This window comes from Vibrio sp. 10N.261.51.A4 (genome assembly GCF_041471945.1).
Taxonomy (GTDB): Bacteria; Pseudomonadota; Gammaproteobacteria; order Enterobacterales; family Vibrionaceae; genus Vibrio; species Vibrio crassostreae_C.
Genome location: NZ_JBFRPJ010000052.1, coordinates 38,580 through 52,361 on the forward strand (window position 1 = coordinate 38,580; position 13,782 = coordinate 52,361).

The window sequence follows — 13,782 nt, forward strand, 5'->3', positions numbered from 1 at the left end:
AGGACGAACTTGTGTTAAAGAAACTATTACTGAGTTTTGTTTTCTTAATAGCTACAAGCAGCCAGTTTGCACATGCAGCGCTGGAGCTGGTTATTACAGACGGTATTAACTCTGCAAGACCTATAGCTATTGTACCTTTCCGTTGGGAAGGCTCAGAGCCATTGCCACACGATGTATCAGCGGTTATCGCTTCTGACTTACAGCGCAGTGGTAAATTCAGCCCAGTTGCGACAAGCAAAATGCCTCAAACGCCTTACAGCGAAACTGAGGTTAACTTTGATGCTTGGACTAACCTAGGTGTTGACTCATTGCTTACCGGTAGTATCACTAAAAATGCCGAAGGGCAGTATGTGGTGAATTACCAATTGATCGACATTGTTCGTGGTCAACTGACCAAAGGACAAAGTCGTGCGCTGAGTGATGAAGGCCAATTAGTGCTTTCTAAAGATCACGTTCTATTCAATAAGAAGGCTACGGTTCCTGGTAATCGCTTGAGAGAGTACGCACACCGTATCTCAGACCTAGTGTATGAAGAGCTAACTGGTGAGAAAGGCGCGTTCTTAACTCGTATCTCTTACGTGGTAGTGAACGATAAAGACAAGTACCCGTATCAACTTCGTGTTGCTGACTACGATGGCTTTAACGAGCGTTTAGTACTTCGTTCTAAGCAGCCTCTCATGTCTCCAGCATGGTCACCAGACGGCAAAAAGCTAGCTTATGTGAGCTTCCAGAATGGCCAAGCTGAAATATTCATCATGAATATTTACACGGGTGAACGTGAGAAAGTGACGTCATACCCTCGTCACAATGGTGCGCCAAGATTCTCGCCAGATGGTAAAACATTGGCATTGGTATTGTCGAAAACGGGCAGCCTTCAGGTGTACACACTTGACCTTGCTAGCCGTAAGCTGACTCAAATTACCCGCGGCCGTTCGAATAATACTGAACCATTCTGGCACCCAGATGGCAAGTCTCTTATTTTCACATCGGATCGTGGTGGTAAACCACAGATTTATAATGTAAATTTGTCCAATAATTCGACTTCTCGTATTACTTGGCAAGGTAGCCAAAACTTAGGTGGCCAGATCACTCCTGATGGTCGATTCATGATCATGGTGAATCGCAGCAACTCAGGTTTTAACTTGGCTAAGCAAGATTTGGAAACCGGTGCGGTTCAGGTACTAACAAAAACATTGTTAGATGAGTCTCCAAGTATTGCACCGAATGGAGGTATGGTTATCTATAGCTCTATTTACAACAAAACAAATGTACTATCGATGGTTTCTATCGATGGACGTTTTAAAGCTAGATTACCGGCAACTAACGGACGCGTAAGAGCGCCTGCATGGTCACCGTTCCTCTAGGGAAAATTACATATTCTTTTAGCTATTGATAGTGTTAACTATTGTGGCATTTAACTATCTATAGCACTCTTAGTCGCTGTAGAAACTAAGTTTGATAACGTAAGGAAAAAAAGATGCAACTTAACAAAGTTCTTAAAGGCTTGATGATTGCACTACCAGTGATGGCAGTAACGGCATGTAGCTCAACTGATGAAGCAACATCTGCAACATCTGGTACTGAAAGCAACCAAACAACTTCAGGTTCAGAAGGCAATGTAGACACAACTGTTGTAACGCCAATTGACGCTAACGGTCAACTGTCTGAGCAAGAGCTTAAAGAGCAAGCGCTACGTGAAACTCAAACAATCTACTTCGCATTCGATAACTCTACTATCGCTGGCGATTACGAAGAAATGCTAGCAGCTCACGCAGCATACCTAGTTAAGAACGTTGACATGAACGTTACTATCGAAGGTCACGCTGATGAGCGCGGTACTCCTGAGTACAACATCGCACTTGGCGAGCGTCGTGCACAAGCTGTAGCGAAATACCTACAAGCTCTAGGTGTTCAAGCTGACCAAATCTCTATCGTAAGCTACGGTGAAGAGAAGCCACTTCTTCTAGGTCAATCTGAAGATGTGTACGCTAAAAACCGTCGCGCAGTACTAGTTTACTAATTTTAGTAGACTATATAATTGAGGAATTGCCTCATGTTCAGTAACACAAAGCGAGTCATTTTGCTTTCGTTACTGGCAAGTGCAGCGAACACCGCGTTCGCTGCACCAGCTCCAGTATCCGATCTCAATAGCACCGCAACCAATTCATCATCTTCCTCTCGATCAGCATCTAACGAATCAGATATTGAGCGTTTAGAGCGCCTGCTTCAAAATCGCAATCTCGTTCAGCTTCAAATGCAACAGCAAATCGACGACATGGCACTGGAGATCAGTGAACTTCGTGGTGAGCTGGAACGAAACAGCTACGATATGAAGCAAATGCTAGAGCGTCAGCGTGAACTGTTCATTGAACTGGATCGCGTAAGAGGCGAGGTGAAAGCAGCAGGAACAGCAACGGTAGCAGTGGCGGCGAGCGAAGGCTCTAAAGACGCTTCTGGTACGTTCAGTACTGATGTGGATGAGCAAACTGCTTATCAAAATGCTGTAGATATGATTCTAAAGCAACGAGACTACACGGGTGCTATCGCTGCATTCCAAAAGTTTCAAAAAGACTTCCCAGATTCTACCTTCACACCTAACTCACATTACTGGTTAGGTCAGCTTTATTTCGCTAAGAAGCAAGATAAAGAAGCCGTGAAGAGCTTCGCTGCTGTTGTGTCGTACAAAGACTCAAACAAGCGAGCAGATGCACTGGTTAAGCTTGGTGACATAGCAGCGCGCAACAACAACGCGACGCAAGCTAAGAAATATTACCAACAAGTCGTAACCGAGCACCCAAACAGTGCTTCGGCTAAAGTGGCCAAAACCCACTTATAACCAAAATAGGGGTGCTTAGGCGCCTCTTTTTTATACCTGTTCACTTCCGTTTAGTGTTTACTTCTCTTGCTAGTGATGATAACACATCGCCTTGTTTATGCGTTTTAAGCATTAGCTAGTCACCGCTTGCAACCAATCCTTTTTGATCCCAATCGCTGTCCTGTGTAGAATACTCGGATTCTCGGAAGAAGTTGCGTAGAGCAAGAGCAATGAGTCATATACTAGATAAAATCGATACAGTTTACCCGTTTCCGGCAAAGCCAGTTCCATTGAGCGACGCTCAGAAACAGGCCCACATCGCAAACATCAAAAAACTACTTCAAGAAAAAGATGCAGTTCTAATTGCACACTACTACACCGATCCTGAAATTCAGGCTCTGGCAGAAGAAACTGGTGGTTTCGTTGGCGATTCATTAGAAATGGCTAAGTTTGGTAACCGTCATTCAGCAAGCACTTTGATCATCGCTGGTGTTCGTTTTATGGGTGAGTCTGCAAAGATCCTTACCCCTGAAAAACGCATTTTAATGCCAACGCTTGAAGCTGAATGTTCACTTGATCTTGGCTGTCCGGCTGACAAATTCACAGAATTTTGTGATGCTCACCCCGACCACACCGTGGTTGTATACGCGAACACCTCTGCGGCTGTTAAAGCACGTGCAGATTGGGTCGTTACGTCGAGCATCGCTTTAGAAATTGTTGAAAGCTTAGATGCTGAAGGCAAACCCATTATTTGGGGGCCAGACCGCCACCTAGGTTCTTACATTGCAAATCAAACTGGCGCTGACATGTTGCTTTGGCAAGGTGAGTGTATCGTTCATGATGAGTTTTCAGCTGATGCTCTGAAGAAAATGAAATCGGTATATCCAGAAGCCGCTATTTTGGTTCACCCAGAATCACCAGCAAGCGTAGTTGAGCTGGCTGATGCTGTGGGTTCAACAAGCCAACTGATCAAGAAAGCGAAAGAGCTGCCTCATCCACAGATGATTGTCGCGACAGACAAAGGTATCTTCTTTAAGATGCAGCAATTGGTTCCTGAAAAAGAGCTGATTGAAGCGCCGACTGCGGGTGCTGGTGCAACTTGTCGCAGCTGCGCACACTGTCCTTGGATGGCTATGAATGGCCTTGAAGCGATTGAAAATGCACTTGAGCATGGTGGTGAGCAACACGAAATCTTCGTTTCTGACGAATTACGCGTGAAGTCTCTTATTCCATTGAACCGCATGCTAGATTTTGCAGAGCAGTTAAATGTGCAGGTAAAAGGTAACGCGTAAGTCGTTCTTTTATCTAACCAATAAAAAAACCAGCCAATAGTGCTGGTTTTTTTGTATCTGCGTATAGGCCGCCAATATCAATCTTGTGGTCATGTATCTTTTTCTGATGATACATCTTGTTGATATCGCGTATTTTTTCTAGCATGTAAGTAAGAGGAAAAGATTAGAGGCTCGAATGATAATCTGGTTACAACTCAAACGCTGGATCAAAGCAAACATCTTTGTTTTGAATGGCAAAAACTTACTGTTCACTTTTCTTGGCTACATCGCTTTATCGTGGTCGATGCTGTATTTGGCGGGTGAAACAGATTTAACCAGTTCGGTTACCGTATTCGCTTACTACTTGGTGGTGACGGCTTCTACGGTTGGTTATGGTGATTTATCACCGACCACGGTAGCGGGGCAGTGGATCGTTATTCTATTTGTGATTCCAGGCGGGTTGAGCCTTTTTGCCGCGTTGCTCGGTAAAGTGGCGACAGAAGGTGTTGAATATTGGCGAGCGGGCTTGCTAGGAAAAAGGAGAGTTAGAGTGGACAACCACATTTTGATGTTGGGGTGGAATGAGCAAAGAACCATTCATCTCATCCGCATGCTACAACACGAAGAAACGGGTAAACGACCAATCGTGCTATGTACGCGTTCAGATATCGAGAACCCGTTACCCGGTGAAATCAATTTCGTCAAAGTAAACAGCTACACCGATGGCAAAGAGATGGAGAAAACGGGCATTGAGTCTGCAAGTTGCATCCTGATTGATAACCCAGAAGACGACATTACGTTATCTGCGGCGCTTTACTGTGCCAACCGAAACCCTAAAGCGCACCTTCTTGTTTACTTTAAAGATGAAGCGCTGAGCGATTTGTTACACAAGCATTGCCCTAACTCAGAATGTATTCCAGCGGTGGGTGCTGAGATGCTAGCAAAGGCTGCGGTAGACCCAGGTTCCAGTGCGCTTCACCAAGAATTATTGAGCTCAACAAGAGGCATGACACAGTATTCAACGTATTTCCCTGAAGACGCTGAGTCTGTCACCGTCGCGCCTATTTTCTCAGTGTTTAAAGAGAAGTATCAAGCAACTCTGATCGCCATTGATACGGGGAGCGGTATTGAACTCAACCCAGAGTTAGATCAAGTGGTCAGCAGTGGCACTAAGCTGTTTTATATTGCTGATGAGCGAATTGATGACTTCGATTGGAAAGGCTTCTAAAGCGACTATTTTATTTCGTCTGAAAACTAAAAAAGGCCTCATAATGAGGCCTTTTGGCTTGTATAAAGCTAACTGTTATTGAGCTTCAGCCAGTGCAATGCCACGCTGCGTTAGTCCGCAAAGCATCACAGGAACAGCGTTAAAGATCTCTTCGAACTGCTCTAGGCCTTCGATGCCTTGCTCTGCAAGCGTAGCAATTGACGTTTCTGGATCGTAAAGCATGCTCAGTGACAGCAGGACACCGCCAACGAGTGCGTTATCTTCGCTCTCTTCAGGCATTAGTGTTTCCCAATCGTCGCGAGCAATCTGCCAGCCTTGAAGCAAGCCTTCACAAAAATCACGAGCGGCAGTGTTCACCACTTCTTCGTCGTCTAATTGACAAGCTTCAGGCCAAACCCAAGTCCCTTCAATCAGTTCTGGGCGGGTTTTATTCCAAAGCTCGATGATAACTTCAATGTAGCTTTCTAGCTGTTCACCATCCGTAAAAGGTGCGACTTCTTCGCCACCCCATAAGAACGGTAGCCACTCATGCGGGGTTAACACATTCGGTGCCGCTGCCATTGCAGTGACAAAGCCCATTGTTTTGTGTTCTGTGATTAGCTTTCCTTCCAACTCTGGAAGCGCAAGAATATCTTGTAAAGTCAAAGTGAGGTACCGTAAAAGGGAACATATTTGCGCTTATAGTACCAATGAACTTGTGCCAATCAAGCTTCAATCTAAAAAGGCTTGATGTCATGGATGATAAACACTAGGTTTAACAGAAAAGAAAACAATAAAAGAATTATGCAGATACGGTCGTCTTTAAAGAAAAAAAGCATGGTAGCGCTTGGATTATACCTTGCGATGTTTATTGCCATTGTCGGTAGTGTGACGTATTACGTCGTAGAATCCCCTGTGCGCGCCAAATTACAACAAAATCTCGACTTGCGTACGCAATTGTTATCCGCATTGATTACAGAGCCACTCAGCAGCTCTCAAGGCTTTGTAGACAGTCTCGTTGGGTTTGCTCAAGCACATCGCAATGGTGATGATGTTATTCCGCTATTTAAGTCCATGTTGGCGGCGAGCGACGATACAATTGTCAGTGCCGGTATTTGGCCTGAACCTTATGCGCTCGATTCTAAAAAGCTTCTCAACAGTTACTTTTTTAATAAAGCCGACGATGGAAGAATCGATCAGATATATTCTTACAACAACCCCAAAAATGCCCCTTATCAAGAAGAGTATTGGTACACCTCTGTCGTCAACAAAAAACAAGGAACGATCTCTTGGAGCGATGTGTATATCGACCCATACACACACGTTCGAATGATTACGGCGTCTTCCCCTTATTATTACGACGGTACTTTTGCCGGTGTTGCCACGGTGGATCTCTCGCTCGAAGAGCTGCTTGGTTTTATCAAGAACCACGCCGAAGAATACAACCTTGGCATTACGCTCAGAGATAAGCTTAACCAAGTGTTGGTTTCGCATAACTTTAATCTCGTTGAAGGCATTTACATCAGTAGCAATCAATTTGGTGATTTCGGCTGGCAAGTGGATGTGGTGAACTCCAAATCACGAGTAGAAGACGAAGTGTTTCGTCAGGTGATGAGCATTGAAGGCGGTATTGTTCCGCTATTGCTACTTTGTGTCATGGCGGGGTATTACTTATTGAACCGTTATTTGATTAGTCCAATCACAAGGATTGCAGCACAGGTTGATAGCTCGAAAGCCGGCGAAATCATTGATGTGGATTACCCGAGTGATGACGAAATCGGCCATTTGATTAAAACCTTCAACGAAAAGACCATTTATCTCGAAGCGGAAAAGGTTAAAGCTCAGGCATCCACCAATGCAAAAACCGCTTTCCTTGCGACCTTGTCACATGAAATTCGCACTCCGATGAATGGGGTATTGGGTACCGCTCAAATCCTATTAAAAACGCCTCTAAATTCTGAACAAGAGAAGCATCTTAAGAGCTTGTATGAGTCCGGCGATCATATGATGACTCTACTCAACGAGATCTTAGACTTCTCGAAGATCGAGCAGGGCAGGTTGGATCTTGATGAAACGCGTTTCCCGCTTGATTCGATCATCGGCAGTATTAACAGTGTTTACTACACATTGTCTTCCGAGAAAGGGCTTCAATTCAAAGTGTACTCTGAGGTGACTTCGGGTCGTTGGTACTTCTCAGATAAAGCTCGCCTTCGCCAAATTTTGTTTAATCTATTGAACAACGCGGTGAAGTTCACCTCCAGAGGCTTTGTTGAGGTGTACCTGAAAGAAGTTGTAGAGGGGAGTGACACCTATCTGAGCATTCGAGTTCGTGATACCGGAATTGGTATTTCTAAAGAAGCTCAGAAGCGTATTTTTAAACCGTTTGAACAAGCGGAGTCTTCGACCACAAGGCGTTTTGGCGGTACTGGCCTTGGCCTCGCGATTGTGAAGAAAATTGCCCAGTTGATGGATGGCAGTATTACCGTCACCAGTGAAGAAGGGATAGGCACGAGTTTTGATGTTCGCTTGAAGATTCAGCCATGTCAGCCAGGAGAAATCGAGAGTTTGCCACATAAGAAGTTGGACTACTCTGGCTTAAAGGTACTGATCGTCGAGGACAACCGAACTAACACGGTGATCATTGAAGCCTTCATGAGCAGTAAAGGCTTTACCTGTAAGAGCGTCGAAAACGGTGAACTTGCGATACAAGCCGTGGTTGCTGAGCGCTTTGATTTGGTGCTCATGGATAACCATATGCCTGTGATGGATGGCGTTGAATCAACCACTGCTATTCGTGCTTTGATAGGCGATGTGTCATCGGTATTGGTGTTTGGTTGTACGGCTGATGTCTTTAAAGAGACTCGTGAGCGTATGTTGGGGGCAGGTGTGGATTATATTATTGCTAAGCCGATTGACGAGCGTGAACTGGATGATGCCTTGTTCCGCTATTCAAATAAGCTTTATCAATACCATGAAGTAAAAGCGGATGAGCTCGAAAGCCAAGACGTAAAACCACACGATTCGAAAAGTAAAAGCGAGTCACTGCCTAAACCTGATCTTCGCAACAAAGATAACACTGAAGAGCTGTTAGTGACGTTGTATGTGGCGCTAGAAGACAACAACCTAGAACTGGTTCAATTTGCACTAGAGAGCCTACGTGTCCACGTTGAAGCTATGAACAACGTGGAACTTACTGAACAAGTCGATAAAGCGTTAGAGCAGGTTGCTTTAGGATCACCACCTACACAAGATGTCATTAATATCATTACTGTAAATCTACCTATGGCTTAAATGTTGTTTAATTACGGTAAGTAAATGACGAACTGTCCAATATTTGACCTTGGTTGGGTTTTTTGGTGAAAGTGACTGCTTTTAAAGTGGTTTTTGGTTGTTAATTTACAACTTGATTTTTAATTTGGAGTGTATGACTACTAATCTTGTGATTTAATAGCGACATTATCTGGTGAGGTGCAAATGTGCCTTGTTTATATGTTACTAAATCACTAATTAAGCAGTGATATATTTTAGGTTTGTCGTCAATGAAGTCTCGTGGTCCATTTTGTATTCGAAACGCAGCTGCGGATACATTTGCTATGGTCGTTTTCTGTTTTATTTCTGGCATGATCGTAGAAGTGTTTATTTCTGGTATGACGTTTGAGCAATCTCTTGCTTCTCGAACGTTATCTATTCCTGTAAACATTGCTATCGCTTGGCCTTATGGCGTTTTTCGTGATTGGTTCTTACGCAATGGTGCAAAACTTTCAGAAAGCTCATTGATGAAAAACTTGTCTGATTTGATGGCATACGTGTTATTCCAGTCTCCAGTGTATGCGGGTATTTTGTTGGCAGTGGGTGCTTCAGGCGACCAGATCGTTACGGCTGTCACCAGTAATGCAGTTATCTCGTGCGGTATGGGCGTACTTTACGGCTACTTCCTCGATATGTGTCGTAAATGGTTTCGAGTTCCTGGCTACTATCAACAAGCTTAAGAAAAGCAACAAGCGTAAGTGCAGCGAAAGAATGAAATTTGGTTTGTTTTTGATCTAATGAGTTAATTTGTAATCGAACAAACCGAAAAAGGCAGTTTTTTTGAGAATGCCCCTTGACCAAAGCAAGCAGAATCAATAAAGTAGCGCCTCGTTGAGTGACATGCTCAACACACAATTTGTGGAAGGATGGCTGAGTGGCTTAAGGCGCTCGCCTGGAAAGCGAGTATACGTTTATAGCGTATCTGGGGTTCAAATCCCCATCCTTCCACCACTATTCAAAACCCTAGCAGAAATGCTGGGGTTTTCTCGTTTTAGAGCCTCTATATCCCACCTCATCTGTATACCTCCCTAATATCCGTTCCTTTAATCATTGCTTTATAGTTATAATCTCTATTAATACCGTCGCAGAATTAACCATATTAGGTGTTTTTATCATAGATAATCGCTTGATTTTTTGGCGTGAACCTAGATTATTAATAGTACGCAATATTATGAATAATCTAACTATTAGGAATCCATAACCTCATGACAGAAACCCTAGTTTCTCCAATGCTCTCTTTTACGATCGCGATTTCATTACTGTTTATCGGTAAAGGTTTGATCGAGCGATCTGAAGTATTAAGAAAGTATTCACTGCCAGAGCCTGTGATTGGTGGCTTTGTCTGCGCAGCGACCGTAGCGGCGCTTTACTATATTTTTGAAATCCAAATCACTTTTAGCCTAGATGTCAGAGACTTTTTGCTTCTCTACTTTTTTGCTGGCATCGGGCTCCAAGCGGATATTAAAACACTGATTAAAGGCGGGCGACCGTTGTTCATCCTACTGTGTCTTGCTGCCATTTTTATCGTGTTGCAAAACGTAGTCGGAATGGCAGTCGCTTCTGGCTTTGGAATGGATGCGAAAGCAGGCTTGCTATCTGGGTCTGTTAGCTTGATAGGCGGCGTAGGCACAACGTTAGCTTGGGCGCCAATGTTTGTGGAAGAGTTTGGTATTGCTAACGCGCTCGAACTTGGTGTCGCTTCAAACACGGTTGGTTTAATTGCAGCGTGTGTGATTGGTGGTCCGATTGCGAACTACCTGCTCAATAAACACAAAGTAAGCCCTTCTAATGAAGAAGAGGTTACGGTTGGTGCATTCCAAGAGAGTGAAACAAAAACAGAGCTTAGCCACTACGGCGTTCTGTGGGCGTGGTTGATTCTTAACTTAACACTAATGCTGGGTTACAGCTTGAGTGAAGTTATCGACTCGATGGGCCTAAAACTGCCGTTATTCGTTAGCTGTTTGATCGCAGGTATCCTAATCGGAAACGTTGGTCGCGCACTGTTTAAGAAACGTCGTACACAAGAGAAAATCGCTCAAGGCCGCAAAGGCTTAGCGATGATCTCTGATATTTGTTTAGGCATGTTCTTGACCATGGCATTGATGGGGTTGCGTATCTGGGATCTCGATGGACTGTTTGGCTATATCTCTGTTGTCATGAGTATCCAGATCTTGCTTTCCCTGTTGTTTACTGTGTTTGTCGTTTATTACTTGATGGGAAGAAACTACGATTCTGTGGTGATATGTTCAGGCTTCGGTGGTATCACTCTAGGCTCGACCGCAACAGCAATTGTGAACATGACGGCAGTAACTCATCGATATGGCGCAAGCCCACAAGCATTCATTGTGGTGCCATTAGTGTGTGGTTTCTTTGTTGATTTGATTAATGCGCTAGTGATCAGTTTCTTTGTTGGTCTGTAGTGAAGTGACCGGTTATTGACTGCTTGAGGTTTACATCGGGATAATGACCACAAAGGCGATGACGAAAGTTGTCGCCTTTGTTTTATCGACAGCAAGCTAAAACACGTATATCAGCCTTTGATGTGATGTCTTGAAGTGACTCGGTGCACAAGTTAGTAAGAGCAATTACGATCTTGATAAATTGGGATATATGTTCGCAGCAAATTTGTGAGACGCTTGATTAAGTGTCAGTTGAATTACAAGGAAGTTGAATGCACCACTTTAATATCCGTGCTCTCGAGTACTTAAACGCGTTATCAAAATACAGGTCGTTACGTAAGGCATCTAAGATGATGAACGTTGACCCTGCCGCGATGAGTCGAATGCTGACACAGTTAGAAGCGCAAGCGGAAATGAAAGTATGGGAGCGCAACAACCGCCAATCTCTGCTGACTGAGGCGGGGAACGAACTGTTGAACTACTATCGCTCCATTGTTCGTGGAGAGGCGGCAGTGCTTGCTCGACTAACCAAGCTTAAAAACCTCAAGGGCGGTAATGTTAGCATCGCGATTGGAGAAGGATTTATTACTAACTTGGTCTCTAAACCGATGCAAACCTTCATGACTCGTTATCCTGATATCAATCTTTCTATTGAGATCGCAGGGGCATTGGATGCAGTCAAGATGTTGGAAGATCAACAGATAGACTTTGCGATAACCTATGCGTCTGCACCACATCCTAAACTGCACTCTCACGTTGAACGCAGCCATCCGCTCGAATTGATTGCTCCGAAGGGGCACTTCCTTACGATGAAAGATGCACCAGTGGTAATGCAAGATATTCAAGACGCTTCTCTCGCCTTGATCGATAACTCGACCGGTATGGGGAGGCTGGTAAAGCAGGCTGAACAAATTTCCCATCTTACCTTGCAGCCAAAACTTCAAACTAACTCAGTCACGGCACTGACTAACTTCGTTTCAGCAGGGTTGGGCGTCACCTTTATGCCTAAACTCACTGTGATCGATGAGATAAAGTCAGGGCAGATAGAAGTGGTTGCGACCGAGTTGGAGATGCTATCGAAGGCGACGGTTAAGGTTCAATCTTTGAAAGGCCGTGCACTAACGCTACAAGCGGAAACCTTGTTAGATTTCTTACTCGAGAACGCCACTTTCTTGAGTCATGACGCTTACAATATCTAGGCTTAATCAGTTTACTTAGCGACTCCTACCTAAGCTTTCAAATACCGCCAATATCACACTTCCAAACTGCTGGATTTGTTTTCGAGTCGAATTGATGTTTTGTCAATGCCACCTCTATTGTTAAGTCAACACATGCGGAATAAGTTACAAATTATTAACGAAACGAGTTTTAGACTGACAGCTGTGTTCGACAGATTTGGCTTTGTCAGGCATTAGGGGAAGAGAATGGAAGTTATTGTAATTGGCAGTGGTGTTATTGGATTGACCAGCGCATGGTACTTGGCAAAAGAAGGTCACTCGGTCACGGTTATTGATCGTCAAGATAGCAGTGGCAAAGAAACCAGTTTTGCGAATGCCGGGCAAATTTCTTACGGTTATTCATCACCATGGGCGGCACCGGGCATCCCTTTGAAAGCGATGAAATGGCTTATCCAAGAACATGCGCCACTTAAAGTGAAGCCTTCTCTTTCTCCAGAGTTAATGTCTTGGGCGACTAAGATGCTCGCCAACTGTAATGAAGCCAAGTACGCACAGAATAAATCGCGGATGTTACGAGTCGCTAACTACAGCCGAGATTGCCTGACTCATCTAAGAATCAGTGAAGATTTGGCTTATGAGGACCGGCAGAAAGGCACCTTGCAAGTATTCAGAAGCGAAAAACAATTGGACGCTATTCAGCAGGATATGAAGCTATTAACAGAGAGTGGAATCGAACACTCGCTGTTTGATGTTGAACAGTGTCTGTCAGTGGAGTCTGGTTTAGCAGACGTTAAAGACAAGCTGGTGGGCGGCCTGTATTTACCACACGATGAAACCGGTGATTGTCATCAGTTCTGTTTAACCTTGACCGAAAAAGCCAAGCAACTCGGCGTTCAGTTCGTGTTTAATACCGAAGTGGTTAGGCTCAATCATCAGAATCAAACCATTGAGAGTATTACAACGACTCAAGGCGAGTTCAAAGCGGATGCTTACGTGGTCGCTTCAGGAAGCTATTCTCGAGAACTGTTGAAGCAAGTCGATTTGTCGATCCCGGTTTATCCAGTGAAAGGCTATTCGCTAACACTGCCGATCGTGAATGCAGATAAGTCACCAACCTCGACTGTGATGGATGAAACTTACAAGGTAGCGATGACGCGATTTGATGATCGTATTCGCATTGCAGGGACGGCAGAACTTGCGGGGTTTAATTACCTTATCCCTGAAAAACGCAAAGCCACGATTGATATGGTGATTAAAGATCTTTTCCCACAAGCGGGTGACTTTTCTAAGGCTGAATACTGGACTGGGTTAAGACCAATGACGCCGGATGGTACGCCTATTATCGGTAAGACGCCTATCAAGAACCTATTTACAAATACTGGACATGGGACATTAGGTTGGACAATGGCATGTGGCTCAGGAAAGATCTTGGCAAGCGTGGTCAGTGGCTCAGCTAGTGATATTAAAACTGATGACTTAAGTATCCACCGCTATATGTAAAAGCAAGCCGTTAGTTATCTTGCCTATGGTTTGATGATATCGACATTAGGAGCATGAAGCGGATGCACCTAATGTTGTAAATCTAGGTGCATGGTTTTAAGTC

At 44.3% G+C, this 13,782-nt stretch carries 11 protein-coding genes and 1 tRNA gene; 11 read left to right on the top strand and 1 reads right to left on the bottom strand.

Annotated features, from left to right (window positions below; translation table 11 throughout):
- Positions 1 to 11 precede the first annotated feature (11 nt).
- The 5 genes from tolB to AB4384_RS12460 all read left to right on the top strand — a co-directional run bounded on the left by tolB (position 12) and on the right by AB4384_RS12460 (position 5,314).
- Positions 12 to 1,364, top strand: coding sequence for a Tol-Pal system beta propeller repeat protein TolB (gene tolB, locus AB4384_RS12440; RefSeq protein ID WP_017062070.1), 1,353 nt, complete (start codon positions 12 to 14; stop codon positions 1,362 to 1,364).
- Positions 1,365 to 1,477: 113 nt separating this feature from the next.
- Complete coding sequence (gene pal / locus AB4384_RS12445) at positions 1,478 to 2,020, top strand: peptidoglycan-associated lipoprotein Pal (RefSeq protein WP_017062069.1); 543 nt, start codon at positions 1,478 to 1,480, stop codon at positions 2,018 to 2,020.
- 33 nt (positions 2,021 to 2,053) lie between these two features.
- Positions 2,054 to 2,836, top strand: coding sequence for a tol-pal system protein YbgF (gene ybgF / locus AB4384_RS12450; protein WP_017072257.1), 783 nt, complete (start codon positions 2,054 to 2,056; stop codon positions 2,834 to 2,836).
- A 209-nt stretch (positions 2,837 to 3,045) separates the two neighbouring features.
- Complete coding sequence (nadA, locus tag AB4384_RS12455; protein ID WP_017083926.1) at positions 3,046 to 4,107, top strand: quinolinate synthase NadA; 1,062 nt, start codon at positions 3,046 to 3,048, stop codon at positions 4,105 to 4,107.
- 175 nt (positions 4,108 to 4,282) lie between these two features.
- Positions 4,283 to 5,314: a potassium channel family protein gene (locus AB4384_RS12460; RefSeq protein WP_017063519.1), complete on the top strand. Its 1,032-nt coding sequence runs from the start codon at positions 4,283 to 4,285 to the stop codon at positions 5,312 to 5,314.
- Positions 5,315 to 5,389: 75 nt separating this feature from the next.
- Here AB4384_RS12460 and AB4384_RS12465 read toward each other — a convergent pair whose 3' ends face one another.
- Complete coding sequence (locus AB4384_RS12465) at positions 5,390 to 5,959, bottom strand: UPF0149 family protein (protein ID WP_017062064.1); 570 nt, start codon at positions 5,957 to 5,959, stop codon at positions 5,390 to 5,392.
- Positions 5,960 to 6,130: 171 nt separating this feature from the next.
- Between AB4384_RS12465 and AB4384_RS12470 the strand changes: the two genes are divergently transcribed.
- The 6 genes from AB4384_RS12470 to AB4384_RS12495 all read left to right on the top strand — a co-directional run bounded on the left by AB4384_RS12470 (position 6,131) and on the right by AB4384_RS12495 (position 13,679).
- Positions 6,131 to 8,584, top strand: a complete 2,454-nt coding sequence (locus AB4384_RS12470; RefSeq protein WP_372129621.1) for an ATP-binding protein — start codon at positions 6,131 to 6,133, stop codon at positions 8,582 to 8,584.
- Between the two features lie 248 nt (positions 8,585 to 8,832).
- Positions 8,833 to 9,282 (top strand): L-alanine exporter AlaE, encoded by a 450-nt coding sequence (locus tag AB4384_RS12475; RefSeq protein ID WP_017062062.1) that lies wholly within the window; start codon positions 8,833 to 8,835, stop codon positions 9,280 to 9,282.
- Between the two features lie 180 nt (positions 9,283 to 9,462).
- Positions 9,463 to 9,553 (top strand) — tRNA-Ser (locus tag AB4384_RS12480).
- 254 nt (positions 9,554 to 9,807) lie between these two features.
- Complete coding sequence (gltS, locus tag AB4384_RS12485) at positions 9,808 to 11,022, top strand: sodium/glutamate symporter (protein WP_017062061.1); 1,215 nt, start codon at positions 9,808 to 9,810, stop codon at positions 11,020 to 11,022.
- 251 nt (positions 11,023 to 11,273) lie between these two features.
- Positions 11,274 to 12,200, top strand: coding sequence for a LysR family transcriptional regulator (locus tag AB4384_RS12490; RefSeq protein WP_017071749.1), 927 nt, complete (start codon positions 11,274 to 11,276; stop codon positions 12,198 to 12,200).
- A 225-nt stretch (positions 12,201 to 12,425) separates the two neighbouring features.
- Positions 12,426 to 13,679 (top strand): D-amino acid dehydrogenase, encoded by a 1,254-nt coding sequence (locus AB4384_RS12495; protein WP_372129622.1) that lies wholly within the window; start codon positions 12,426 to 12,428, stop codon positions 13,677 to 13,679.
- Positions 13,680 to 13,782: the final 103 nt, after the last annotated feature.

Excerpts from the sequence above, each read along its gene's own strand:
- pal (WP_017062069.1), top strand. The coding sequence starts at position 1,478 with ATGCAACTTAACAAAGTTCTTAAAGGCTTGATGATTGCACTACCAGTG.
- ybgF (WP_017072257.1), top strand. The coding sequence starts at position 2,054 with ATGTTCAGTAACACAAAGCGAGTCATTTTGCTTTCGTTACTGGCAAGT.
- nadA (WP_017083926.1), top strand. The coding sequence starts at position 3,046 with ATGAGTCATATACTAGATAAAATCGATACAGTTTACCCGTTTCCGGCA.
- AB4384_RS12460 (WP_017063519.1), top strand. The coding sequence starts at position 4,283 with ATGATAATCTGGTTACAACTCAAACGCTGGATCAAAGCAAACATCTTT.
- AB4384_RS12470 (WP_372129621.1), top strand. The coding sequence starts at position 6,131 with ATGGTAGCGCTTGGATTATACCTTGCGATGTTTATTGCCATTGTCGGT.
- AB4384_RS12475 (WP_017062062.1), top strand. The coding sequence starts at position 8,833 with ATGAAGTCTCGTGGTCCATTTTGTATTCGAAACGCAGCTGCGGATACA.
- gltS (WP_017062061.1), top strand. The coding sequence starts at position 9,808 with ATGACAGAAACCCTAGTTTCTCCAATGCTCTCTTTTACGATCGCGATT.
- AB4384_RS12490 (WP_017071749.1), top strand. The coding sequence starts at position 11,274 with ATGCACCACTTTAATATCCGTGCTCTCGAGTACTTAAACGCGTTATCA.
- AB4384_RS12495 (WP_372129622.1), top strand. The coding sequence starts at position 12,426 with ATGGAAGTTATTGTAATTGGCAGTGGTGTTATTGGATTGACCAGCGCA.